Annotated in this window: 21 protein-coding genes and 6 pseudogenes; 3 read left to right on the top strand and 24 right to left on the bottom strand. The window is 48.4% G+C overall.

The annotated features are described in order from the left end of the window. Positions 1-110: 110 nt before the first annotated feature. From tinR to ACLJRE_RS17945, 6 genes are all read right to left on the bottom strand, one after another. Positions 111-566, bottom strand: a complete 456-nt coding sequence (tinR, locus tag ACLJRE_RS17970) for an Lrp/AsnC family transcriptional regulator TinR (protein WP_000141547.1) — start codon at positions 564-566, stop codon at positions 111-113. Positions 567-698: 132 nt separating this feature from the next. Next, positions 699-1745: a CfaE/CblD family pilus tip adhesin gene (locus tag ACLJRE_RS17965; RefSeq protein ID WP_023212874.1), complete on the bottom strand. Its 1047-nt coding sequence runs from the start codon at positions 1743-1745 to the stop codon at positions 699-701. Between the two features lie 34 nt (positions 1746-1779). Next, entirely contained in the window at positions 1780-4467 is a 2688-nt protein-coding gene (gene tcfC, locus ACLJRE_RS17960; RefSeq protein WP_000092516.1) for a fimbrial outer membrane usher protein TcfC, read from the bottom strand. Between the two features lie 108 nt (positions 4468-4575). Further along, positions 4576-5151: a fimbrial protein TcfB gene (tcfB, locus tag ACLJRE_RS17955; protein ID WP_000287954.1), complete on the bottom strand. Its 576-nt coding sequence runs from the start codon at positions 5149-5151 to the stop codon at positions 4576-4578. A 50-nt stretch (positions 5152-5201) separates the two neighbouring features. Further along, complete coding sequence (gene tcfA, locus ACLJRE_RS17950; RefSeq protein ID WP_001009501.1) at positions 5202-5912, bottom strand: fimbrial chaperone TcfA; 711 nt, start codon at positions 5910-5912, stop codon at positions 5202-5204. 885 nt (positions 5913-6797) lie between these two features. Next, a complete protein-coding gene (locus ACLJRE_RS17945; RefSeq protein ID WP_000564358.1) occupies positions 6798-6956 on the bottom strand; it encodes a hypothetical protein in 159 nt (52 codons plus the stop codon). On the opposite strand from ACLJRE_RS17945, the pseudogene ACLJRE_RS17940 reads away from it, so the two are divergent. After that, positions 6915-7505 (top strand): annotated as a pseudogene (locus ACLJRE_RS17940) (ATP-binding protein). The gene ACLJRE_RS17945 and the pseudogene ACLJRE_RS17940 overlap by 42 nt on opposite strands. A gap of 64 nt (positions 7506-7569) precedes the next feature. Here the strand turns inward: ACLJRE_RS17940 and ACLJRE_RS17935 are convergent. The 12 genes and pseudogenes from ACLJRE_RS17935 to ACLJRE_RS17880 all read right to left on the bottom strand — a co-directional run. Next, positions 7570-7731: pseudogene (locus tag ACLJRE_RS17935) on the bottom strand (transposase); the annotation flags it as partial. An 80-nt stretch (positions 7732-7811) separates the two neighbouring features. Next, a pseudogene (locus ACLJRE_RS17930) lies at positions 7812-7931 on the bottom strand (hypothetical protein); the annotation flags it as partial. 119 nt (positions 7932-8050) lie between these two features. After that, the gene (locus ACLJRE_RS17925) at positions 8051-8998 is read right to left on the bottom strand and encodes a LysR family transcriptional regulator (protein ID WP_000970302.1); all 948 of its coding nucleotides are present in this window, start codon (positions 8996-8998) and stop codon (positions 8051-8053) included. A 496-nt stretch (positions 8999-9494) separates the two neighbouring features. Continuing rightward, positions 9495-9732, bottom strand: a pseudogene (locus ACLJRE_RS17920) (PerC family transcriptional regulator); the annotation flags it as partial. A gap of 82 nt (positions 9733-9814) precedes the next feature. Next, positions 9815-10636 (bottom strand): polysaccharide deacetylase family protein, encoded by an 822-nt coding sequence (locus tag ACLJRE_RS17915; RefSeq protein ID WP_000119391.1) that lies wholly within the window; start codon positions 10634-10636, stop codon positions 9815-9817. A 407-nt stretch (positions 10637-11043) separates the two neighbouring features. Continuing rightward, on the bottom strand, positions 11044-11514 hold the full coding sequence (afaD, locus tag ACLJRE_RS17910) for an AfaD family invasin (RefSeq protein ID WP_000266936.1): 471 nt from the start codon (positions 11512-11514) through the stop codon (positions 11044-11046). Between the two features lie 21 nt (positions 11515-11535). Next, entirely contained in the window at positions 11536-14046 is a 2511-nt protein-coding gene (locus ACLJRE_RS17905; protein WP_023212872.1) for a fimbrial biogenesis outer membrane usher protein, read from the bottom strand. Between the two features lie 23 nt (positions 14047-14069). Continuing rightward, complete coding sequence (safB, locus tag ACLJRE_RS17900) at positions 14070-14810, bottom strand: pili assembly chaperone SafB (protein ID WP_023182371.1); 741 nt, start codon at positions 14808-14810, stop codon at positions 14070-14072. A gap of 216 nt (positions 14811-15026) precedes the next feature. Continuing rightward, positions 15027-15383, bottom strand: coding sequence for a hypothetical protein (locus tag ACLJRE_RS17895; RefSeq protein ID WP_223353120.1), 357 nt, complete (start codon positions 15381-15383; stop codon positions 15027-15029). A gap of 132 nt (positions 15384-15515) precedes the next feature. Further along, positions 15516-16010, bottom strand: coding sequence for a Saf-pilin pilus formation protein (locus ACLJRE_RS17890; RefSeq protein WP_001642697.1), 495 nt, complete (start codon positions 16008-16010; stop codon positions 15516-15518). Positions 16011-16753: 743 nt separating this feature from the next. Next, positions 16754-17365: pseudogene (locus ACLJRE_RS17885) on the bottom strand (integrase core domain-containing protein); the annotation flags it as partial. Next, on the bottom strand, positions 17299-17496 hold the full coding sequence (locus ACLJRE_RS17880; protein ID WP_001224065.1) for a transposase: 198 nt from the start codon (positions 17494-17496) through the stop codon (positions 17299-17301). The pseudogene ACLJRE_RS17885 and the gene ACLJRE_RS17880, both read right to left, overlap by 67 nt. A gap of 52 nt (positions 17497-17548) precedes the next feature. On the opposite strand from ACLJRE_RS17880, the gene ACLJRE_RS17875 reads away from it, so the two are divergent. Then, complete coding sequence (locus ACLJRE_RS17875; RefSeq protein ID WP_072102253.1) at positions 17549-17863, top strand: SymE family type I addiction module toxin; 315 nt, start codon at positions 17549-17551, stop codon at positions 17861-17863. 66 nt (positions 17864-17929) lie between these two features. On the opposite strand, the gene ACLJRE_RS17870 is transcribed toward ACLJRE_RS17875, so the two are convergent. After that, the gene (locus ACLJRE_RS17870) at positions 17930-18208 is read right to left on the bottom strand and encodes a hypothetical protein (protein ID WP_077905328.1); all 279 of its coding nucleotides are present in this window, start codon (positions 18206-18208) and stop codon (positions 17930-17932) included. A gap of 130 nt (positions 18209-18338) precedes the next feature. Then, a pseudogene (locus ACLJRE_RS17865) lies at positions 18339-18512 on the bottom strand (RHS repeat-associated core domain-containing protein); the annotation flags it as partial. On the opposite strand from ACLJRE_RS17865, the gene ACLJRE_RS17860 reads away from it, so the two are divergent. Beyond that, positions 18471-18755, top strand: a complete 285-nt coding sequence (locus ACLJRE_RS17860) for a SymE family type I addiction module toxin (protein ID WP_223195126.1) — start codon at positions 18471-18473, stop codon at positions 18753-18755. The pseudogene ACLJRE_RS17865 and the gene ACLJRE_RS17860 sit on opposite strands and share 42 nt — an antisense overlap. Before the next feature lie 193 nt (positions 18756-18948). On the opposite strand, the gene ACLJRE_RS17855 is transcribed toward ACLJRE_RS17860, so the two are convergent. The 4 genes from ACLJRE_RS17855 to ACLJRE_RS17840 all read right to left on the bottom strand — a co-directional run bounded on the left by ACLJRE_RS17855 (position 18949) and on the right by ACLJRE_RS17840 (position 24469). Then, positions 18949-19431, bottom strand: coding sequence for an Imm26 family immunity protein (locus tag ACLJRE_RS17855; protein ID WP_000120036.1), 483 nt, complete (start codon positions 19429-19431; stop codon positions 18949-18951). Then, positions 19418-19564, bottom strand: a complete 147-nt coding sequence (locus ACLJRE_RS17850) for a hypothetical protein (protein WP_000723740.1) — start codon at positions 19562-19564, stop codon at positions 19418-19420. Before ACLJRE_RS17850 ends, ACLJRE_RS17855 begins: the two co-directional genes overlap by 14 nt. Positions 19565-19949: 385 nt before the next feature. Continuing rightward, positions 19950-20396, bottom strand: coding sequence for a protein SciX (gene sciX, locus ACLJRE_RS17845; protein WP_000935097.1), 447 nt, complete (start codon positions 20394-20396; stop codon positions 19950-19952). Then, positions 20390-24469 carry a polymorphic toxin type 47 domain-containing protein gene (locus tag ACLJRE_RS17840; protein WP_023136378.1) on the bottom strand — a complete coding sequence of 1360 codons (4080 nt, stop codon included), beginning with the start codon at positions 24467-24469 and terminating at the stop codon, positions 20390-20392. Before ACLJRE_RS17840 ends, sciX begins: the two co-directional genes overlap by 7 nt. Positions 24470-24479: the final 10 nt, after the last annotated feature.

The following is a 24479-nucleotide window of genomic DNA, read 5'->3' as shown; positions in this document are numbered from 1 at the left end:
CTTAATTTCACCACTGCTGATTAAAATCCTTGTTCAACAGCCGCAATCTACCGTTGTTGTTCCGTAAGAAGGATAATAATGTATTAAATCAGTAAGTACACATCACACTTTCACACTGGCAGTTCGTTTGTTTCCTTTATTTGCTCAAGAACAAAGCTCGATGCAGATCCACTAATTGAAGAATTAGTTAATATTATTTTCTCATAAAAACTATAGTAATCGTTCATATCTGTAAATACTGTATGCATTAAATAATTAAATGATCCAGAAATTCGATAAAAGGCAATAACCTCAGGCATTGACTTTATTTTCTCAGAAATACTAGCGTATTGCTCCTCAGATATGTTAATCATAATAAAGACATTAAGTGAAAGACCTAGTTTTTCTTTATCCAATAAAGCGAACTGACCAATGATAACCCCCCTGTCTTTAAGTTTTTTTAAACGTTTGAAACATGGTGTGGGCGTAAGTCCCACTTTATATGCAAGTTGCCATAAAGTTTGCGCACAATCTTTTTGGATTTCTTTCAATAATTCTTTATCTTTATCATCTAAATACTCAGTCATAGGAAAGCAGAACCTCACGCATTGATTTTCATAAGTGAATAGATTTTCTTTATTAAATAAAACAAGTATATAAAGAGAACTCTGATTTAAAAAACCATATAAGAAAGATATCAATAAAATAAATAATTACTGTCAGGGGGTTTGTGTTCCCATCAGCATTGTCACTGTCAGCGTTCCCTGATACTCACCAGAACGCTTCTCCCTGATGTTAAAGGGTTGTGTTGTCAGGGTAAGGGGCACTGGCACACAACGTACCGCCTGCCGTTGCCCGGGAAGTAGCACCGGACGCGTTGCTGCTTTATCCACGTTATCCAGACTGAACTCCACGCCACGGGTGACAGGAATACTTCGTCCCCCATAATTCATACTGACCGCATAATCAATCGTATCAGCAGAATCGCTCTTTATAACCTGAAATCCCGTACCTGACTTATTGCTTCCTTCTATCTTCATCTGTAATGAACGGGCTTTCACACCTCCGTCATACAGACACATATCCAGATTAGCCCTGCCCGACATTTGTGAGGCATTCAGCCGGTGCAGATTCAGATCCACCCGAGGGGTTGCAGTACCAAACTGCGGAAAGTAAATAGCAGCATTTTCTGCAAAGTGGTCTGTCACATTCAGCGTGATATCCGACACTAAACTACCGATTGGAATATGCCACCATGCCTCAGCCCGCATCTGTAAATGTGCGCTCCATTGCCCAATAGGGAGTTTTCTGCGTTCGCTTGCAGGTATCCATAGATAATATCCCCACGAATAGGCGCATCCTCCACCAGAATCTAAAAAATAATCACCACACGAACTGGAACGGTATCCCTGAAGAGCCACCTCTGCCTTCTTGCCTGTTTTTAAATCTGTAAACATCAACCTGATTGCTGAAAACTTACCAGCCACCGTCACGTTATGACCCCACAGACTTCTCGTAGAGCATGCACCGTTACTGGGATCATTCTCAGAGAGACAAAGTAAACTCCCTCGGTTCATAGTGTTGTCCTCAAACTTAATATTTTCATTACGCAAGATGTACAAATCTTCAACAGACTGGCTAATGTCCTGAGTTTGAGTAATAGGTATGTATTTGTTGTAGGTAAAATGGTCTGCCCACACGTTTAATGGAGCTATACACATAGCTACCAAGAGCAGCCAATACCACGTCATACTCGCCCATTTCATTTTATTTTCCATACTAATCGTTTTTATCTTTACGTTATGCTTCCTGAACGGCATGGCGCAGCAGACCAGCAACGTTCAGTAAACGGATGACCCGCGGCGATATTTGCAACGCCTGTGGCAGGGCATCCACGTCACTTAATTCACACCGCACATCACCCACTACCTGCATAACATCCCGACGTTTATGTACTGACATCGGACAACGCAGGATCCTGTTTTTTGACAGCAGCCACAGGCTGGATTCTTTATGCTCGCTCTGCAGGCTAAATCGCCCGGAAGGTCCCAACGACAAAAATGGATGGTTCAGTGGCTGTGCGTCCAGCAGCGGTCTGCCATCCTTGTCCAGTACGCGGCCAACGTACAGTCGGCTCATACTGGCGCTGATGTTGTGAACCAGCAGATGCCCGGGTGTCAGGAAGTAACGCCTGCTTCCCCCTCCCGCTTTTACGCCTGCCATACCCTGTGAACTAACCCCTGCATCCTCAATGGTCACCTCCGTGGCGTTATAGCCTTCCATCAGCAACAGCGACTGCTGACCAAAACCGAGACTGAACGGCTGGCTGCTGCCACGAACGCTGACTACTTTCCCGCTACTGCCCTCGTCCCCCTCTGACTCCACGTTCACCGCCATGCCAGAGGCCGGTTCACCGTCCTGACCACCTCCCCAGAACAGTCCATTACGGGATAACGCCAGAGACGAGCTGTAGCCAGCGGTGAGTGAACTGGCGCTGCCCGCATTACGTTGATGGGAGTTACTGATAGTGGCGCTCAGTTCCCCCATACGGCCGCTCATGCGTCCGCCGAGACTCCCGCTCCAGCTGTCGTCGTTATAACCGGAGAAACCCACCGACAGTTCACGATACAGATCCTGCTGCCAGGATCTCACATGGTTCACATTCCAGGACGTCTGTGTTTTTTGATTCCGGCTACTGTGAATATCGGTCCCGGCTGAGGTATACCCATTACTGCCAGTCATTGTCGGTGGTTGAGAGGCATATGACACACTGACACTCATAAACAAGCCATCATCATTCACTCCGTTATTTCGGGTTCGCCATACTCCCCCATGGGTATTAATATTCATGCCAGCCATATTAAGGCTGTACGTTGCACTAGCCTGAGCAGATTCGCGGTGAGAGGCAGGGATGTATGCCTGTCGCCAGAACACATTTTCTTTGTCACTGTTATCATCATATCCCCGGTAAACCGGCCGACCTTCTGTCCTGCTGGTACTGTATCCCAGTAGGGCATACCAGTTCCCCACCGGAACCGACAGGGAGGCGTTCATCGAAGTCTGGCAGGTCATACTGGCATGCACTGACTGTGGATGACGACCACTACAGGCATCACTTTCCGTATGGTTACGCCACAGACTCGCGGAAAATCCGTCGTTGTATGTCACCTGCTCAGTGTTACCGCTCGTGCTGTCTGTCCCATGCAGTATCCCGGCAGAAAGGTCCAGCGTGCCATCCAGCACTGCATGCTGTGAATTCAGTCGGGTTTCACTGTACCAGGCCTCATGTGCCAGAGAGATACCTTCGGTCAGACTGATATTTTTCCGCAGCCCAGTTCGGAATCCGGCAGCCATGACAGTCTCACCGTCATAATGGCTGGCTTTATCCCCGGTATCTTCCTGCCCGCCCTGAATAAACCACTGGGTCTGTGCACTGAAGCTATTACCCCCCTTACTGAAGGGCTGGCTCTCCGTTCGTCGCAGAATTCCATCCTCATATATCCGCAACGCCAGAGGATAGCTTCCCGGTGGAAGAGAGTGAGTATCCAGGGTATGCATTCCCGGGGTCAGGAACTGACTCCCCAGCAACTCGCTGCCACGATAAATATCAATACGGGCATTTCGGGTAACCTGAACCATAACCGGAGTGGCATTCTGGTCCACCTCATGGTTCACATAAGCTTGGGTGGTCCCGGTTCGTAATCCATCAAACCGGCTCAGGGGAAGCAGACTGAACCCAAAATCCCCCCCCGTGGCGCTGGACAGATTCCGCTGATCCATCCGACCAGCCTGGAGATAATACTGATTGCCGAGATCCTGACGGACAAACAGATTGTCAAACCAGGCCTGACTGTTATTGTAATGTTCTGACTGATTCCAGATAGCCGCCCAGTTGCCTCCCAGATAACGACCGTCACCAAGCCCCAGGGCACCGCTACCATTCAGTGTCATATTACGACTGTGGAGATCATCACTCAGATACAGCGTCTGGCGGTGAATAAATGCGCTGACACCCTCCGGGGTCGGAGTCAGCCAGCGTTTATCACGTCGTTCTTCATCCGGCAACCAGTCCCGGTTAAGAAACAAAGATAACTGAGCGTTGTTCTCATCAAAAATAACCGCAACATCCTCTTTATCTGTTGCCACGTAACCACACTCGCTGCTGTCTTTTGCTTCTGAGACACCACAGACCAGATTGCTGTTACGTAGCAACGGACGGCTGAGTGCAGCCAGCGCTTTTTGCCGTTCTGCGCCCGGCAACGCGGCAAGCCCACTGCTTTCAAGTACCATCAATGGGGACATGAACTGCACGGTGTCCGGTTTAACCACCACCGGAAATAATCCCAGTGAATGCCCTGGTAGCAACACTTCAATTTGCTCAGTCTGTCCTTCCAGCAGAGATTCAAATCCAGGAGGGGGAATAAGAGTTGCCTGGCTGGTAAAACTGCACAACCCCAGTAAATAATACATCCAGAAATAACGACTCACGTAAAGAGACCTGAATTGCAATGAATAATAAGATCAATACCGGATCCGGTTCAGGTACGAACGGTGACAACCCAAAACCGGATCAGATGAAGAGCTAATAACCGGTTATTAGCCGGCAGTGACAGCCTGTGAAATCACCAGACTGACCAATCCGCTGTATTCACCGGCAGGCAGGTTTTGTAAGGCTGCTCCAGCCTTCTGACCAATATCCAGGTTCAGCAGAGCTGAAGCATCGCCAGTTTTTCCGTCCGGGAACAGGGTTTTAGCTTCCAGTACAGAATTGGTGGTGGTCAGTGACCGTCCTCCCAGAGTCACTTCCATATCAATGGTTTTGGTGGGATCCAGGACGTTGATAAGTTGTGGAGCATTCAACAGTTTTACATTAACCGACTTGGTCTGATCGTTGCTGTAAAGGCGGGTCTGGAGTGATTTATGGACCAGGCCCTTACCCGGCATGAAATCCAGCTTCATAGTCGACGGGAGGGATGAACCATCGGCCTGCAGCAGTTCAAGTGTACTGTCAATATTGGCAGTGACGGTAATATCCTTCTGAACCGCAGAAACAGAAAAAGAATAAACGGTGGCCAATGCCACAGCCGCGGCAATAAAAGATGTTTTCATGTTCATAAAAAATAACCTTGCTTTGTTGTTTATTACAGTGATATATGTACACCCGGTATACATCCGCTCCCCCTGAGAATAAATGTAGGGTATAGCGTACGCTCCGTGTGTTTTTACTTTCCGGCTGCTGTTAAATCAGCAGAGATTACCGGTGAATTTGCACCCGTACGATATTCCACACGAAATGCATTACTTTTTATTCCGGCCGGAATATCAGCACTCCCGCCGGGATAAATACTTTTGTCTATATTCTGCCAGTGGCATGTGGTGTCGCAGTTGCCGGCCCGAATAAGAGAAAGCCGGGTATTTCCCGTATTCAGCAGGTGGTGACCGTCCGTTACCAGCGCAGGCCTGGGGTCTGACGGAGAAACACGCAGCAACACCCCCCAGACAAGATTCACACTTACGGATGAATTTTGCTTTCCACCTGCCTGTGGATCATCTTCCAGTTCAGGAACAGCCTCGAAGTATACCCGCCAGGCTTCCTCTCTTTCCGGTGCCTGAGTACTGATAACACGTATTGTTTTTTTTGTTCCCGGGGAAAGGGCAAATTTCTCCGGGGAGACAACAAGTCCTGTCTCTATATCATTCCCTGCTGGTACCTCCTTCTCCTGTGGCATACCAGGATGTTCAATACGCATGATTCTTGTTCGAATATATTGCACATGATCTGATTTAGAATAGACGAACAGCGAGGTGGCCTCTTCGCGGCTACTATTAATTTCTGCCGCCATGGGATAAACGAGCATATTCGCCCTGGCATGACCACATGCAAACATAGCGACACAGAGAAACACCCCGGGAAGAGTATCTTTAAAATTCATACCAGATTTTACCGTATAAAAGTCATCTAAATTTTAGTATTAGCATAGACAGAAAGTTATCAGCATAAAGAAGCAAATTACGATTCAGTGTTAATACATTTTGTGTGGAGGGCATCATACGGAATAAAATTTTTCGCTCAATACCTCTGTTTTTTTCAGAAAAGAAAAAATTAGTAAATAAAAGTCCACGGATTTCATTCACTAAAAGCGAACGACAGATCTGTAAGAATCGCTGAACAATTAATAACGCCGCAGTAAAAATTTTGGAAATTCTTCATAAGAAAGTTGTTACTGTGTACCTGACTTACTCAGATAAATGGAACTGTATTTCCCCCTCCTTCAAAGCAACAAATACGTAACATAACAACGTAGGAGACAGAGAATCTAAAGAAAGCCCTCCAGGAGGGAGATACAATTCAGACTACAAAACCAAATAAACCTTAAACAAAGCCACAAATAGACTGATCATTATGAGGTTTTACAAAACCAGGTAAAAAAAAGTAAGCAAGGTAATTAATTTAGAAAACTAAAGTTACAGTTAGATCAGATTTACTTGCTCAATATCTGTTAAAAATATGATATCAGTAAACAAAAACCTATATACATCATATGGTTATGCTTGATGTTTACACCTCTCCAGCAAAGTGTAATCAATATAATACACTATTTTTAGCTGAAATATTGGTTAAATGCTCCATAAACAACAATAGAAAACAGAATAATTCACCATGAAAATATAATTCACCTTTTAAAACATAATGTTATAAAAAAACACCATTCAAATTGATGCCAGTCCCTTACCTGCCAATGTTGTTTACGGTTCCTTTCCCCCTTTTGTGCGAGTAAGCAACATGAATATACAAGTCTTAACGACCAATGCCTCTGTCAGCCCAAAATAAGTCGACATTCCTGTGCATGGCGCTGCAGCAGGAATAGAACGGCAGACATCAGCGCGGAATGGAATCCCGGCTGAAACAGGCTCGTCTGCCATGAGTCAAAACGCTGGAGCAGTTCGACTTCAGCTTCCAGCCAGGCATCGATCATAAGGTCGTCCGGGAGTTGGCCGGTCTGGCGTTCGTGGAGCGCTGCGTGAATGTGATCCTGCTGGGGCCCCCGGAGTGGAGAAAACCCACTTGGCCGCTGCCCCCGGTGTGAAAGCGGCAGATGTGGGCCATCGGGTGTTGTTCATGCCGCAGGACAGGTTGGTAGACGCTGATGAAAGCGAAGCTGGAAAACCGCCTGAAGCGCCAGCTACAACAACTGAGCTATGCGCGGGGGCTGATCCTGGACGAAGTAGGTTACCTGCCAATGACCAGTGAGGAAGCCAGTCTGTTCTTCCGACTGCTGAACCGACGGTATGAAAAAGCGAGCATTATCCTGACGTCAAACAAAGGCTTCGCAGACTGGGGAGAGATGTTCGGTGATAACGTGCTGGCAACAGCGATCCTGGATCGGCTACTGCATCACTCAACCACACTGAATATCAAAGGAGAAAGTTACCAACTGAAGGAAAAATGCAAAGTCGGGGCGCTGACCAAAAGCGCAACGCCAATCAGTGAAGATGAAATGGCGGAAAGCGGACAGCAGAAGTGATCAAACAGCGGATATTAAAAATAGCGAAAAACGACCATAAATCCTGGCGTTGACATCCTCAAGATTTAATATCAGAAGCTTCCATGCCGCCGTATCCAGACTTCCAGTTGTCCCTGGTGGCTTCAGAAATACCGGCCTCCCGGTAGACATCTTTAACAGTCCGTCCGGATTCAACTGATCTAATCACAGCGATGATCTGGTGCGCAGTAATACGGGCTTTACGCACAGCGATCTCCTGCGTCGGCAGATTGATTATGTCGGATGATCTCTAAATGTGAATGGCTCGATTATGCGGGATACTTACAGTGCAACCTGGCGCCATTTTTCAGTACACTGCAACGTTTCTGGTATGGGCTTAACTTCCGGCTGCCCAAAAACAGTCCCGTCCTGTTTCCGGGTATTATCATTTCCGTCAGTCGGCATCATGTTTTGTATTGGGCATCGTCAAAAGACGACTGGCTGGCCAGTCGCATATCTCGATGCCTCAATTCAGTCATCATCATGTGGGTTTAAGTCAGGAACGTGTCAAAACCATTCCAAACGGGTTAATCATCATTCAGAAAATCAATTTGTGGGCGATTATTCCATTTATCTTCAATAAAAGACAGAAAGCGTTGAAATAAAGGAGAATAATACTGGCGATGACGCCATACAAGATAAATGGGGAGATCTGGGACCCTCCATTCAGGAAGTATAATTTCAAGTTCATTATTTTTTAAGTATTTGGTGGCAAGCCAGGCCGGAGTCATAAGGTTGATACCCTTTCCTTCTAAAACCAAATTAAGAACACTCAAAAGATTATTGGAAGATAAATGAACATTAACAGCGCCACTAATAGTGTATGATTCATCTTGACGGAAAAGAGTAAGAGGTCCGGAAAGACCATGGTTGTGAAGACCCACAATAATGTGATTTTCCAAATCGCCAGGATGTGAGATCCTGCCATATTTTCTGATATATTTCGGACTCGCACAAAGAACCAACTTTAAAGGGCTTATCTTTCGATACACGAGATCCTCACTTTCGATTATGCCACTTTTAAAAACCAGCTCATCAAACTCCAGGGATTTACTAAAAAAATCGCTACGCTCTCGTGAATCCAGGTAGATTTTTGTATCCGGATAGCTAGCTGTAAATTCCCATATCCACTTATTGGCAAGAAACTCACAGACAATAGCCGGAGCCGAAAATTTTATACTCCCTCTGATAATTTTATCCGGATTTCGCAATTCATCCAGCAAGGACTGAAAGGAAGATGTTATCCTTTTCATGCTTGCATAGGCTGTCTGACCAGCTCCAGTCAGTTCTAAGTGATGTGAATCGCGCCGAAGTAAAGTAACCTCAATAGAATTCTCAAGGCGGCTAAGCGATTTACTGACAGCAGAAATGCTAATATCTAATTCCCGCGCAGCCCGGGAAAGATTCCCTACTTCCGCCACTTTAATAAATATCATCCAGTCTCGCATACCACGATTATTGATCAGTTCCATCATTATCTTCCGTTGATAAAAGAAATTCTTATATTAAAGGAGCTATCAACGACTTACTGATGCGTCATTGTGTGCCTCAATGTCCTTGATATCATCTTAATAAAAAATCTATTGGCTGCAAAATAGCATCTGAATCGATCATGATTTTGCATCCATCTCCGGTTACTAATTGAACCTGTTTACCACTCAGTGTAAATACCCTATCTCGGAAGTGATCGTCAAGGTTGTCGCCGAACCAGATACCAATAATAAAGTGGTTCATTGTCATGCGCCCGTTCTGCAAAGGCATTGTCCTTTTCTGTGACGCAGTCTGGAACGCATTAATTGTATCGTTCACCTAACAAAGTATCCCGTGGAAACAAGCAAAACATCGCCAGATTATTCTTACTTGAGTCCCCCCCACCCGGTTCGACATTATTTGTGAAAGTGGAGGAAACAGAACAGACGGTTTAAATAAGACGCTTACTCAAAACATAAACCTATGTGCAGGCTCCTCTCATTTCGTCACGTCGCTGATATCCAGCTTTACTGGTGCCAGGGGAAGATATCTGCGCAAGGCAATAATTCCGGCGCAACAACAACCACTCCCGCTGGGCCTCTGTACATTCAAAATCTCCCATGACCAAAAGCCAGCGGGTAGAAGCCCTGCGCCAGTGACCTGCGGCCTCCAGATTCTGCGCAACCGGGTCTATCACGGCCTCCGGTGTTATCTTATTTCTGCTCAAAATCAGCACCATCATTTGGGATATAGCCTACAACCCCTGCCCGCCGATGATGGGGGAGGATTCGGTATGCAGCACTTTCATCCTGGTCTCCGGCTCAGTCAGCTATCCGACGTGCCCCCTTATGCCGGGCCAGCAGCGAAGAAAATCCGGGCGTGGTGTGATAAAACAGACGACGTTTCAGCCAGCCCACATTCTTTCGCTCCTTTGTGTTGATACGACCAATACGCTGTGAACCGATGACTGGATTGTTCATACGCCTTTCTGTGGTATACAGGTATGTGAACCCCAGCTCTTCAGCCACATGAATATAGTCAGAACAATACCAGCCCTCAGGCCAGCACAGATGCTGACTGCAGTAACCCAGCATCTCCCTCATCCGCTTACGACTAAGAAGAATATCGACACGAAGCAAATCCGACGGATTACGGGACACAGGTTTCTGGTCCCAGCGTCGGTGGGTGTGCGTGTGCGAGTGAAACTCAACAAGGCCACTGAGGTGCATCTCCCGAACCTCTGACCAACGCAGCATGACCTCATCAGCCCGGCCTTGTTTAACCAGCATCTGACACTCATCATGAGAGTACACCGGTTCGCCTGCAGGAATACGGACCGGTCCGTCACTGATCAAACTGGTCACAAGAAAGAGATGCGCATGCAGATTAAACTCCTGCAGCACCGGAAAAACCTGCAACCAGTTATCCAGCCAGCCGCCATCAAAGGTCAGCATGACGCTTTTACGAGGCAATCTTGCACCATGATAAAAAGCTTCCACCTCTGCAGCGGTAACGGTTTTCCAGCCAGATTCAGCCAGCCATTTCATCTGCGCCCGGAACGTACGGGGAGATAAGGTTATCTGTCCGGGTTTATCACTGACATGGTGATACATTAATACCGGTAAATGTCGTGCATAAGACATATGCTTTATTCCTTTATGTAAAAAATAAATTATTTTTACGCCTGAGGGGACAAGAAAAAGCCCCCTAAACATAAAATCTTAAATATCACATATGAATACCTGACAGATAAACAAACCTTATACCAGGGGCTTATAAAGCCCCGCTCACAAAAGAGTGAATCAAACAAATCCACAAAACAGAAAATAATAAAGGCATCAGTGTCCGTTAAATTATTTTACGAAACATAATATTCCTCTCCCTACAAAAAAAGATGAATTTCAGATTTTAAAATCAATCAGCAATTGATTTTTCTGCAATGAAGATTGCTAACCATATTTACCTTGAGTAAATTTTCAATACATCCTCGAGCCTGATATACAGTATTCGCCTTATTCACTGATACAGGAAGTATGAGTGGAACAGACGGCTACGTATTCTCCTGCGCCAATGCACAGGCCTTAAAATCCAGCGTCCAGGTGTCCGCAGGCACTTCCTGATTACCATCAACGACCACACTGAAACTGGCGTTATCTGCAGCGGTTCTTAAAATGGCGCCACGACCATTCACTGTATCTGGTTGCCACCCCTCACCCTCCAGGCGAACCTGAATGTGATGGCGAGGATCCTGTTGCCCGCTCAGCAGCAATACGGTAGGCGTGTTACCCGCCTTTTGCTCATCGCTCCATACCCGAAACCCGCTGTGACTGCCGTGATAAGTCACCCAGCCTTGCGCAAGCACCATCCCATCTGGCACGTGCCCAGCCCGAAAGTAAGTCCCTACACGTAGCGTTGTCTGAAGTTTTTCTGCGGCGTTCGCTATCGGCATCAAGCTACTGGCAGCGACCAGTAAGCTTACGCTATAGATAACCGTTTTCACTCGCTGTATTTTCATCCACATTATTCTCTCCTTCAGAATCGGCTATCTGCAGAGACCGCTCATTTGATACAAGCCCGCGATTCCCTTGTGGGCAGGTAGCTGGTAGTTAACCCGACATTGCTGTGCTCCCCATTTCACCGTCAGTTCGCCCTTATCCGCCAAACCAGTGAGATAAACCTGGCTATCAGTATCCACCAGAGCAGCACTGCCATCCTGCCCATTGACTGTAACCTGCGCCCCGAAAGGAATGGCGCTACCATCTTCCCGTTTCAGCGTCATCAGTGCCCTGGCCCCGATGTGAGTGTGAAACTTCGCTTCCACCACCGCCCCTTCGGTTGGCACCACGCGCACATCGGTTTGTGTGACCTCTGCGTCATCCGGTAGTCGCGACGGATCGAGGCTGACTGTATTCTCCTGATAGACGTTCAGGTTGCCCACTGTGGTGTCGCCACGAAAATCCGTCTTAACGCCAGGCCAGCCGCCAACTGGCACCCCCGAGGCCCCTGGCGCTTCAACCAGCGCCACTGAGCCTTGCAAAGGTTGCCCCAGCGTCACACCATGATGGTGGATAACTATACCTCCCGCGATATTGACTCCCATCTGGCGCATCGCCCGGCTGTAGCTATAGTCACCACCTAACAGGCCGTAAGCCCCATTCCATGCCAAGTGCAATGCGCTGTTATTACCACCACCTGGCGGGGCATCGGCACGGTAACTCTGACGCACCTCCCAATCCAGTTGCTGACTGAATGCCTCTCCGTTGACCCCCACTTGTTGCGTCTGACCACCGTGTGATGGTGAAGTCATCTGCCAACTAGCACTTACATTATTCCCCGTCCAGCGGCTTAATGGCATACTGAACCACAGGCTGGTTATGTTCTCTTTACGGTGCTCGCCATTGCGCCACAGCGTTCTGTTTTGATTCCAGTTCAATGACAGCGAGCCCCCTCCGATAGAGGTTCCCCAACTCAGTCCGTAGCTGTCATCATGACCGGGACGATTACGCCAGTCGGTACGGGAACCGGTTAAACTCAGATTGCCCAAATGCCTCCCCCATGACTGACTCAACATCAGGGTGGTACGCGAGCTCGGCTGCAAATTATCTCGCCACGACCATAGACGGTTGCCATCATGTCGATAACTGTCGAGCACATCGGATAAGGTGTTATAGCCCTGCGAGGCATACTGCCATCTCGTCAGAAAAAAATTTGTCCCCGTCGCAGTCAGCTGGTTGCTGTAACGCAGTCGCCAGGAGGCTCCTTGCTGTACCGCCTCCCCCTGACGCTGACTGTGTGTGTCGCTTCCATCGACAGATAAACTCCCCCACCGCCCGAGAGATCCCCCCAAACCAAGCGATGCAGCTTGATAGTGCGTTGCACTCTGTATACCGCCGTATGCAGTGAGATTCCACGGCAGACCATACATCAACGTAGCCTGCGCGATCTGCGCCTTATCCGTTGCAGAGTCTGACGATCGGTATCGGCCCGCCAACAGGCTGTACTTCAAATATCCCTGGTGCAGTGCTATCGCCGGGGTCTGATACGGCACCACAAACATTTGTGTACTGCCATCGGCCTCCCACACGGTGACATGCAGATCACCACTACTGTCTGCTACCGACAGATCCCGCAGTGCAAACGGTCCGGGCGCCACGGTGGTGTTGTAAATGGTGTAACCATTCTGTTTGACCTCCACCCGAGCCTGCGTGCGGGCAATCCCACGCACTACCGGAGCAAACTGCCGCTCACTGTAGGGCACCATGTTGTCATCCGATGCCAACATCACACCGGTAAATGGCACACTATCAAATATCTCCCCCTGCGAAGTCTTTTGCCCCAGAGTCAGACGACTTTTTAGTGAGTACAGTCCACGCTCAGCATAGGTATATGCTGCCTGCCACTTCCCCGACAGTTGACCACTCCGCTGCCAGCTGGTCGCATTGCGGACACGCCACGCACCTATATTGATTCCCGGTTGCAGTTGTACCCAGGAAGAGTTGTCACGCCTCTCCATATCCATTTTGTAATCCGTCTGCGTTGTCCTCGCACTGTAGTTCATCAGAAACGCCGGAATACCATCATCCCAGAGATCTTCAGGAGCGATCCCCTTAAACTCCGGACGCAACGCCAACTGCGGAATACTCAGTTGCAGTTGCTGATTATTGATATCCAGTACCGCTTTAGCCTGTGGAATGGCGGTCAGATCCGCACACTCATCTGGGGTCTTTGCTGCTTTCCACAACTGAGGGTAATCTTCCGTTTTTACGCCGTAGCGTGAAAGCTGACTGACCGTCAAACAAGGAGCCAGAAAAGGCGTTCCTTGCCCATCCTTTTCCAATTTGAACACCACATCACGGGTGTCGACACGTTTACCATTCACCATCACGTCCACGCGATAAGTCCCTGGCTGTTGTACCCCCTGGTTAAAGAGCGACATATCAACCCCTTTCGCTGCATCGCCCAACATTGATGCATCGAATGTGTAAGCGTGCGCATTTGCGCAGTGAACTACTCCCGCGATAAACAGTAGCAAGGCAGGATGTTTGAACTTCATATTCTGCCGCTAAGCCCCTGGATTTATTTAAGGACGTAGTGGAACGGATGACTTTTACCACCAAAGTCTGTAATAACTCTCCACTCGATATCACCACGAGTGCCACCTGGCATATTTAGTGTTTTGTCAGCAAAGGGGGGGATATACTCAAGCCCTGTAATGGGCTTTCCCCCTACTGTGACGGAGGCTAAATTCATGTAAAACGGGGTGGGGTTCTCCACCTTAAGTTTGTTGCCCGTCTCCACCCATCTTAAATTTCCTGCAACATCTTCCGGCGTCCCCTTCACGGCATCCGGGCGGAAAATCAGCTTATCACAGACGTTGATGGACAAATTGAGGTCAAGGGTCGCGCCCTTAGCCTGTGTATCCGACGGTTCATTTTCGGGTGGTACCGCCTTTACACAGACCCACTGTAAAGTTTCACGATCCGTTGGCATGTCACCACCAGTACGGACAATACGCAGTTGACTCTGCTGGTTCGCTTCTAAACGAAATAGAGGCGGCATCACCAAAAAGGGAGCAGGCGAACTTTTGTCTGCTGCTTTGACTGAAGACTGAACCAAAATAGGGTAATTCTGCGGGTTGCTCACCGAGAGCGTGGCTCCAGCTGTACCAGCGTGATAAATCACCCGTGTAGCCCCCAGCTTCACGCTGAATGATTTAGTGTTTAAATTTAATTTCTGCTCAGAGGCATACACTGGAGGAGTTATAGAATTAGAGACGAATAAAACAGCCGCCATTACACCAAAACTAATAATTTTCATATTACAAGTTATAAAAAAATGTATGACTTGATATTTATTGCGCCTTAATAAGGCGCAATAAAAGTTGTTTACTATTAAGCTTGATACTCCGCTATGTGTATCGTCACTGGATAAGTATCAGCCTTTACCGTTTGTGATCCAGACAATTTCACAGCGACTTTATCTGTCATGTTATATACCCACCACTTATGCGAAGCACCATCCACTAATGAACCTTTATTGGCACAGGCTCCCCCCCCCAAAGGTAACTTTAATGGTATTACCACTTTTACCAGTTACCGTCCACACATCGCTGTCGTTGCCCACTGTTTCAGGTTTAGAATAATCTCCCGTTACCACGTATTGTTTGCTCGAACCGCTTGCCGTAAGTATAGCAATAGCCTCATCACCCTGATGAGGACCTGCCACCAAGCCAGACACTGGAGTAAGCTGTGCTTGTAGTTGTCCAGGATTACTGAAATTTACATCCGCCGACACGCCAGTGCTTGTATTCGGCACGAGCGAGCCGGCATAACAACTAGCAGCCATAATGCTTAATGCACTTGCGATAATTAAATTTTTTACATTTTTCATCGAAAAACCACCTTTTCAAAATCCCCCAGCACATCAAGAATGAATAATGTCATACCAAAACTCACCGTACAGAAAAGCCTGTGGCTGGGAATACTTTAAGACTTAATAATACTTAATAGAAGTTGCTTACTATTAAGCTTGATATGCCGCTATGTTTACAGTCATTGGGAAGACATCAGCTGGGATATTCTGATCTCCAGCTAGTTTAACACCAAGTTTGTCGTTAATATCATATATGATCCACTGATGCCCATTGTAATTTACATCCCCCTTTGGTGAGGTTGTCTCACCATAGAAGTACACTCTGATTCCTTTGCCAGTATTTTTACCATATAAAGTCCATGTATCGCCATTCATGACATTCTTTGCCTTAAAATCCGCTGCGATCGCGAATTGTTTAGCAGCAACAGAACTAACTGCAATAGTCGCAATATCCGTATTAGACTTAATCACCCCAGCCTTTAAGCCCGCCACTGGAGCAAATGTTACGCTCAACTGCTGGGGAGAGACAAAGCCAATATCCACTGAACTTTGTTGCTCTGAGCCCACCACGATTGAACCAGCATAACAACTAGCAGTTATCATGCTCAACACGCTTGCGATAATTAATTTTTTTATGTTTTTCATTGAAAAAATACCTCTTTAAAACTAAGTTAAAATCGCATACCCAGAATGTTATGATGTCATAACAAATTTTACCATATGGGAAAATCCCTGGCTGGTAATAACAACTTGTACTTATTGGTATTTGTTACCAATTCAAACAAGTAATGTCATAAAAATCTATATATCAGAGCACCTCTTAATCTGAAAAAATTGCGTTATTGCCAATATAACCAGCATTGATGTTAACATCGTATTGTCAGGGTGGAATAGAATGCCAGTCAAAAAGCAATTATACCTTCCATTTACATTCAAGTGATAACATTACAATGAAACCCACCACACTGGGTGTGGGAAACTTATCTTCGAAGAGAGGATAATTATCAGGCATCGTTGCAACATTGTTTATATTTAAACATACATCTCCTACATCTCCTACATCTCCTACATCTCCTAACTCGACGGTAAGATTATTAGTTAACTTTTCCTCGCAGGGAAGATCTTTAATGGAAAATCTTGTTTTCCGAAACGGAAAAGCAATTATAACGCTCCAACGAGAGTCTCAACACTAAGAGCTGACTGACACAGGCCAGACTGATTATACAGGCATGAAAAAGCTCTCCCCTTCCTTTCAGTTCTTGCTGGATTATGCAAACGTCGCACCACCTCCCCGTGAACATGGCACATTAATTTGAAGCAACTCTCATCCGGTATCGCTTTTCAGTGCAGCGAAATTCATCGCAGGTGCCCCTGTAAATAGACCCGTTTTAGTTCCATGCATTTTTAAGATTCCGGCCAGATAACGTTATTGGCGATATTCCTCCGGTATCATATTGTTCCGCGATTCATATGGACGTTCGCAGTTATATTCTGATAACCCTTTATCCGTAATTTCCCGCACCTCATTCAGCGTTCTGAACAGATAAGAATTGAGTATTTCTGTACGGTATGTCCGGTTAAAACGCTCGATGAAAACGTTTTTCTTCGGCTTACCCGGCTGGATAAACGCCAGCTTTACTACATGTTTCTTTGCCCATTCAGCCAGTGCCAGCGAGATAAATTCCGGTCCCTTATCCATACGCAGCATGGCCGGATAACCGCGGTTGCTGTAATCCTGTCGAGTACACGGACCACTCGCAGAGCTGGCAGATTCAGATCGATTTCAATCGACAACGCTTCACGATTACAGTCATCAACAACATTGAACGTGCGAAAACGACGCCCATAAACCAGCTCTGGTTCAGCGCTTCCGGCGTGACCAGTGGCGAGGGATTGCGTACCGGCAGCCGTTGTTTACCCTTACGGCGAAAATTCAGCTTGAGCAGACAGTAAATACGGTGGAGCCTTTTGTGATTCCACGCGTATCCCTGCCGCCGTATCCAGACCTCCAGTTGTCCCTGGTGGCTTCAGAAATACCGGCCTCCCGGTAGACATCTTTAACAGTCAGTCCGGATTCGACTGATCTAATCACAGCGATGATCTGGTGCGCAGTAATACGGGCTTTACGCATAGCGATCTCCTGCGTTGGCAGATTGATTATGTCGGATGATCTCTAAATGTGAATGGCTCGATTATGCGGGATACTTACATACTCACGCGTTGAGAGACTTTCAGTTCGTTTGTACGGTGAATGGATGCCGCAGGCGGGGTTTATTAACGGGATGCCCGTCAAGGTGCGGGTAATGAGGGATTGCATCGTGATCACGCCGCAGCATACCCGCGGACTCTTTGTCTGTATTGAAGGGATGGGCGTGACTTTTATTAATCAAAAGAAGGTGAAAGCGTGGCTAAAAACCTTTCCGGGGGCGCTGAACGATACCGGGGATATTCTGGTGATCAAACGCAAAAGAACGGAACAGGAGTTAATGAGTAATTGATAATAAAAAGCCGGGAAAAGATAACCCCTCCGGCTTTTACACATTATTCATCCGGTTCCAGATGTTTTATTTCAATCCTTTTGGTTTTATTTCTGGATGTTTTTCATATAATGGATTCATTATTTTAATAAGAATTTCATCCATGGTAAAACCAACCGCTTCTCGATATGCCTTAAATTCACTCTCATCACAACGGGACTGAACAACAGCAACAGATTCATCAACTTCCTTACCGAATCTCAACATTAACTCACTAATTAATACAGCTGTATCCTTATCGTTAACCATACTTATTCCTGTAGTAAAAAAATCAATAGCCTTGATTTCCTTTACATTCGTCAACACAATTCCAGCAAGCAAATCCGTTACTTTTTGTAGGTAAAGACATAAATGAGTATTCACTAATGCAATTATTTTCAACCATTATTCATCTTAATAACGTGCCAGGATCACCTCTATCAGTACCACAAGTAATAAGACCAAGAAGATTACTATCTGTAATAGGATTCAGAGGATAATGATATCGGTTCCATCCCCCTTTCAGCCCTATCGGGTCCTGACTGACGAACCAACCACACTCCGGTGCATAATATCTGAACAGATTTTAATGCAGCCCCGTCTCGTCGTCAAAATACTGTCCCGGCAGCCGGTTGCTCATCACTGGCCGGCTCCCGGGGCATCGTCATGTAGTCGTTGTCGTCATACGCAAACTCGCGCTGATACTGTGCCGGATTTTACCCACTGTGAGTTCTATTCATGGGTTGAGGGACGTTCAGTTCGTTTATGCGGCGAATGGATGCCGCAGGCCGGGTTTATTAACGGGATGCCCGTTAAAATTCGGGTGATGAAAGACTGCATCGTGATCACGCTGCAAAATACCCGCGAACTGTGAGGCTGTATTGAAGGGATGAGCATGACTTTTATTAATCAAAAGAAGGTGAAAGCGTGGCTGAAAACCTTTCCGGGGGCGCTGAACGATACCGGAGATATTCCGGTGATTAAGCGGAGCAGGCTCGAAGGCGGGATTTGATGGGGGTTAAATAATAAAAGCCGGGAAGATTTGAGGATCTGTCCCGGCTTTATCTTCAGATATTATTTAATAGCTTTTTAATATCAAAATCACCATATGGACTTAACTTATGATATTTTAGAGATTCCTCTTTAGATATGGAAATTTCATTACCAAACACATCAACTCTTTTACATAAACTTTCAAGACCGTATGTAAAATATACATTTTCAACATCTATAGGGGAAAAGTTACTCTGATGACAAATAACTCTCCAGTCACCATCTTTGTATACCTTTTTATCAAACAAGCCATAAGTATCAATTACAATGGGCGAATAAATTCTTTTTACCTTATTAATCTTTTTTTCTGTAATTTCTGGAGCGGCTGACATATAATCAAATAACTCAGCAACATGCCCAGTTATTATTTTAGATATTATCCTGCCAAAACAATATCTATCTCCATCTAATTTAAAACAAAATATGTCTCCGAGCTTCACAAAGCGCAACATCGTTCTCAGCTTCTTATCCCAGTCCCAAACTTTAAAATAACTCATCCGCATTTCCCCCTATAGGAGCCAACTCCCTTACTATTTTAAGAGTTTTTAAATGCTTGTGCGCTGGGATCTGTTCGCCCATGATCAAATGAATTATATTTATTCTCTCTATTTGTTGAGGAATTTTTTTCACCTATGGTTCCGGTTCTGGTTTTATATTTCTCTATATAATATTGCTCGTAACCTCTGACTTTCCATTAGATTACATTTTCATCAAGTGGCAGCATCCTTCCATTTTCTTTTGATAACCTGCCAGTGCTTTAATGCTCGGCCCTTCGTCGATCCATATCATTAGTAATACCAATGTAATAAGGTTTATTTGCTCCAGGAGCAAATAAACCATAAACACTATAACCTGTCGCATCAACTGGATTCAGGTCTAGCGGATCTATCCAGGTTAATGGGTTATGCTATCTTCCCGACCTCAGAGTTGCTGTTTCCCCTGCCAGACAATCGTGCCATCTTCGGCTAGTAACGCCTAAATACAGGCAACTATATCGCTAAAGAGCACTCACGCTTTATTTAATGGTTGAACATACAATCAAATCACCATGATCATTTTCACATATAAGCCAAGATAGTTCATGATCTGCAACATAATATTCAAAATATCTGCAATTTTCTATAATTTCAGGCAGGGAGTTAAGAGGAACGTTATATACATATATTTGCTCATTATCTTCATCAGCAATCAAAAATATATGTTTGTTGATTACATTGCTTTCATTGAGTTGTTTGCTTACTATTTGTGATATGTTTTTATATCCAGAATTATCGGTATAAGAAAAGACATATTGTCTATGTTTTAATGATAACCACCAGGTTCTAGGATTACCATTAACATATATCTCTTTTATCTCAGAAACGATTTGTTCGGGTTTATCGACACGATAGTCATGAATACCGAGATTTTTAATCGCATTCTCCAGTTCGATTCTAAGTTCAGACATATTTGAATTTAACATTTATCATCTCCCTTAGAGTCAGAGCGATGCGGATGTTGTGGGCCATCATAAGTAATATTACCTCTATTAGCTCCTCCGGAACCTCTTTTTCCTGCGGATTGCCAACCAACATGTGGTTTATCATGCCCTGCTGTCACATCCATATCTGCATGAGGTGCATCATAAGCAACTTTAGCCCCATTTGGACCTTTAAACTCAACAACAGTACCAGTTTTGGGATCGACTTTCGAGAAAGTGACATCCTCAGGGTTTGTCATACCCGCATTTTCAAATCCGGTTCTCCTTGCCGCATCAAAATTAGATTGATGCTCCAGGATAGCAAGTCCTAAAGGATCGATCCATCTAATCGGATTCGGCGCATACTGATAAAGGTTTAACCCGCCCCTTAACCCAATCGGATCCTGACTGACGAACCGTCCACACTCCGGTGCATAATATCTGAACAGATTGTAATGCAGCCCCGTCTCGTCGTCAAAATACTGCCCCGGCAGCCGCAGCGGCTGGTGAAAGTACGCCCCGCTGTTGCTGATGTCCGCCGCATTCTCTCCAAACCCCCTGATATACCCCGCCCACACCAGCGTCCCGTCCGCCACCGTCACCTCCTGCGGCGTGCCCGTCACGTCCGTGTGGTAATACCACACCTGCCTGCTTTCTCCCCGCCCCGTCACGCTCGCCACCGGCGTGTACGGCTGTTCCGCATCGTACAGATAGGTCCGCCAGCCCTGCTGCTGCACGTTCTCCTGCAACAGCCTGAACCCCTCCCACACAAAGTCCGTCCGGCTCCGCGCCGTATGGCTCGTGTGCCGCCCGTACGTCGCCTTGCGGGTTCGCCTCCCCAGCGCATCGTAGCCGTAGTGCGTCTCCGTGTTGCCGCTGATGACCCGCGTCAGCTGCCCCTGCGCGTTCCACTCCAGTTGCTGGTCGCGCCGCGTGGTCAGCTCGCCCCACTCGTTATAACCGTAACGGTCACGACCACAGCCCGGCAGCCGGTTGTTCATCACCGGACCCTGCCCTTCGTTATCCAGCAGGTTGCCCGCCTTATCGTAATAATAACGGTCATGGTCATACATCTGACCTGAGCGCCCGGTCAGGTAACCGCTTCTGTCATAGCTGTACACCACGCTGCCACGCAGGCCGTCGTCAATCGTGCCCACCTCGCCGTGGTTGTTCCAGTAATAGTCCCTCGACGTCACGCAGCCCTGCCGCGCCGGGCGCTGGCCGGGAAGAACAGGGGCACTGCCGGGCGCCAGACTGCGCTGCCAGCTCAGCAGCCCGTCGTCGTCGTAGCCGCTGTACGTCGCAAGCTGCCCCTGCGTGCGCATTATCTGACGGTGCAGGCTGTCGCGCTCATACTCGCTCACCGTCAGGCCGTCCAGCGCCGTCTGTAACAGATGCCCGCTCCCGTAATACAGATGCGTCAGGTGCTGCCCGTCCGGCAGCGTGATGTCCGTCGGGTTGCCCAGCGCGTCGCGCTGATAACGTATGCTACCGTTCCCCGCGTGCTCCGCCGTCAGCCAGCCGCTGCGGTCATACTCAAAACGCACCGTGTCGGCCTGCATCCGGTGCTGCTGTTGCCCCGCCTCCGTGGGCGTGAGCGTCACTGCCGTTATCTGGTCCAGCCGGTTGTAGCTGAACGTCCGCTGGCCGTGTTCATTCTCCGTCCGTAACAGACGGCCCAGCGCATCCCGCTGCTGCGTCTCCCGCCGCACGCCGCCCTGCGTGCCCGTGGTCTGTATCGCCGTCAGATAACCGCTGTCGTCCAGGATAAAAGTACGGCTCAGTCCGTCCGGGCGCACCTCACGCACCAGCCTGCCGTCCGCATCGTGACTGAACCGGTACTGCGCCCCGTTGCCGTTGGTCAGCGCGGTCACCCGGCCTTCCGGCGTGTACTGCCAGCGCGTCTCGCGCTTCTCCTCATCCGTGTGCGCCGCCAGCAGACCGCGCGGCGTATACCGCCAGCTCTCCACGCTCCCCGTGATGCGCCGGTGGCTGCTCATCAGCCCCAGCGCATTCCAGGTATACCTGTCCTGCTGTTTCCCCGGTGAGTTCACCGTCTCCGGCAACCCAAGTCGGTTGTAACTGATGCGCACCACCTTCCCTTCGGCGTCCGTCACCCGCGTCAGGTTGCCGTCCTCATCGTGGTCATATCCGGTGCTGCGCCCTGAACAGTCGGTGTACCGCGTCATCTGCCCCCGGCTGTCGAACGCCGTCACCACCGTGCCGCCCGCCGCATCCGTCCGGCTGCACATCTGCCCCTGTTCATCGTAAGCATACTGCGTCACCCGCCCTTCCGGGTCCGTCTCCTGCACTGGCTGGCCGTGGGCGTTGTACTGCGTTTTCCAGACAGCGTCATCGTCCAGCGCCGTGCGCGTGATTTCGTCGAACTCGCCGTTCCACTGCGTCTGCGTCACCCGGCCTTCCGGATCTGTCGTCTTCACCACCCGGTTCTGGATGTCATATTCATACGCCACCGTGCGACCGCCGGGCAGCTCAATGTTGACAGGGAAGTGGTCTTCGTTGTACGTGAAGCGGTACATTCCACCGCCCGGCGTCCGGTGCGCGGTGATATACGTCTCCCTGTCGTACCACCACTGCCATGACTCCCCCTGCCTGCCGGTGACGGTGGTGGTGCCTGCGGCAAAATCATAGTCAAAGCGGTAATGTTCGCCGTCACTGGTGTCGTGCTCCGTCACGCGCGGCGCGCCGTCGAGTTCCTGCCAGCAGTAGCGGCAGGTGAACCCCGCCGCATTGCTGTGCGCCGTCATCAGCCCGTTTTCATAAGCAAACTGCCGCACCAGCGTTCCCGCCCGGTTCACCACGCCGGTCAGTTGACCGTTATCGTCATACCGGTACTCTACCAGGTTGCCACGGGTGCCGCCCTGCACCAGTTCAATTCGCGACAGCCGCTCCCCTGCCGGGGTCTGTGTGCGGTGCAGTAACAGGTGATGCCCGCTGCTGGAGGCTATCCGTACCAGTCTGCCTCCTTCGTGCCCGAAGACAATGCGCTGGCGGTGCGGCGTCTCCATAAACAGCAGGTATGCCATGCCGTCACTGTCAAAATCACCAAATACGTAATAGCTGCGATCGGTGTAATGCAGCACGTAACGCCCGTCATGCAGGCGGCTGAGGTATAACTGTTCTTCCGGGTCAAATATCTGGTGGCCGGGCGTCAGCATCGTTTTCGGGTAACACAGTTCCCGCCCCTGTACGCCGGTCAGCGTGATGTGTTCATCGTCCTCGCGCAGGCTGGTTTCCCAGTTCAGCCGCCAGCCCCGTCCCAACAGTCCCACGGTTTCCAGGTGGCTGGCGTAAAAACGCGAGCAGGTGACCGGCAGGCGACCGGGCAGGGTGAAGTCCGTTTCCGGCAGCAGGATTTTCTGCCCGGTGGTCACATCCACCGGATTGCTGAACAGCCCGCTGATAGCCTCACCCACGGCCATCCCGGCAAGCTCCCCGCCGATAAACTTAGCGGCACATTTAGTGCCAAATTTCGTCCCCAGCTTTGCCGCCTGCCGCCACGCCCCGGCCAGCCCGCCGAGCAGACTCGCCACGACAAACAATACATCCACCACCTTGCGCAGCCAGTCCGGAATTTCAGAACTGATTTCCAGTACCGTCTGCGTACCGCCGCCCAGAAACACATTCGGCGAACCGTCTTCAATCACCGCGTCGCATTCGGTGTGGTCATCCTTACGGGCGGCGGGCTGGCTGTTAATGTAGATATTTTCCGACCCCTGGGCGATGCGTTTTTCTGCGATATGGTTATCGCATTTCACCGTACTCAGTACCGCGCGCGCCGCCGGGCGACTGTTGGTGCTGACATTCTCCGAACCGGTGAGGATTTTTCCTGCCGTGTGGTGGATGGAGCGCCCGATGGCTTCGCCCAGTTGCAATACCCCGGAGGCTATTTGATCGGCCATAAAACCCAGAATCAGCCCGGCAAGAAAACCGCAGCTAAAGAAGGCAAAGGCGGCAAGCGCGATAATGGCGATGCCGATGATAGCGCCGATAAGAAACCCGGCGAGCGCGCTGGTGTGGTAGATAGGATCATCCACACGGGCTGCTTCATACATGGTCACACCT

The sequence above is a fragment of the Salmonella sp. SAL04157 genome (assembly GCF_046551635.1).
GTDB lineage: Bacteria > Pseudomonadota > Gammaproteobacteria > Enterobacterales > Enterobacteriaceae > Salmonella > Salmonella enterica.
This window is presented reverse-complemented; position numbering and strand designations above follow the sequence as displayed.

Bases quoted from the DNA above. Each gene is read 5' to 3' on its own strand.
- tcfA (WP_001009501.1), bottom strand. From the start codon at position 5,912: ATGAATTTTAAAGATACTCTTCCCGGGGTGTTTCTCTGTGTCGCTATG.
- tcfB (WP_000287954.1), bottom strand. From the start codon at position 5,151: ATGTATACCGGGTGTACATATATCACTGTAATAAACAACAAAGCAAGG.
- ACLJRE_RS17840 (WP_023136378.1), bottom strand. From the start codon at position 24,469: ATGTATGAAGCAGCCCGTGTGGATGATCCTATCTACCACACCAGCGCG.
- ACLJRE_RS17875 (WP_072102253.1), top strand. From the start codon at position 17,549: ATGGCTCGATTATGCGGGATACTTACATACTCACGCGTTGAGAGACTT.
- ACLJRE_RS17965 (WP_023212874.1), bottom strand. From the start codon at position 1,745: ATGAAATGGGCGAGTATGACGTGGTATTGGCTGCTCTTGGTAGCTATG.
- ACLJRE_RS17890 (WP_001642697.1), bottom strand. From the start codon at position 16,010: ATGAAAAACATAAAAAAATTAATTATCGCAAGCGTGTTGAGCATGATA.
- sciX (WP_000935097.1), bottom strand. From the start codon at position 20,396: ATGTTAAATTCAAATATGTCTGAACTTAGAATCGAACTGGAGAATGCG.
- ACLJRE_RS17945 (WP_000564358.1), bottom strand. From the start codon at position 6,956: ATGATCGATGCCTGGCTGGAAGCTGAAGTCGAACTGCTCCAGCGTTTT.
- ACLJRE_RS17925 (WP_000970302.1), bottom strand. From the start codon at position 8,998: ATGATGGAACTGATCAATAATCGTGGTATGCGAGACTGGATGATATTT.
- tinR (WP_000141547.1), bottom strand. From the start codon at position 566: ATGACTGAGTATTTAGATGATAAAGATAAAGAATTATTGAAAGAAATC.
- ACLJRE_RS17855 (WP_000120036.1), bottom strand. From the start codon at position 19,431: ATGAGTTATTTTAAAGTTTGGGACTGGGATAAGAAGCTGAGAACGATG.
- ACLJRE_RS17915 (WP_000119391.1), bottom strand. From the start codon at position 10,636: ATGTCTTATGCACGACATTTACCGGTATTAATGTATCACCATGTCAGT.
- safB (WP_023182371.1), bottom strand. From the start codon at position 14,810: ATGAAAATTATTAGTTTTGGTGTAATGGCGGCTGTTTTATTCGTCTCT.
- ACLJRE_RS17905 (WP_023212872.1), bottom strand. From the start codon at position 14,046: ATGAAGTTCAAACATCCTGCCTTGCTACTGTTTATCGCGGGAGTAGTT.
- ACLJRE_RS17860 (WP_223195126.1), top strand. From the start codon at position 18,471: ATGCAGCCCCGTCTCGTCGTCAAAATACTGTCCCGGCAGCCGGTTGCT.
- ACLJRE_RS17880 (WP_001224065.1), bottom strand. From the start codon at position 17,496: ATGCGTAAAGCCCGTATTACTGCGCACCAGATCATCGCTGTGATTAGA.
- afaD (WP_000266936.1), bottom strand. From the start codon at position 11,514: ATGTGGATGAAAATACAGCGAGTGAAAACGGTTATCTATAGCGTAAGC.
- ACLJRE_RS17895 (WP_223353120.1), bottom strand. From the start codon at position 15,383: ATGAAAAATGTAAAAAATTTAATTATCGCAAGTGCATTAAGCATTATG.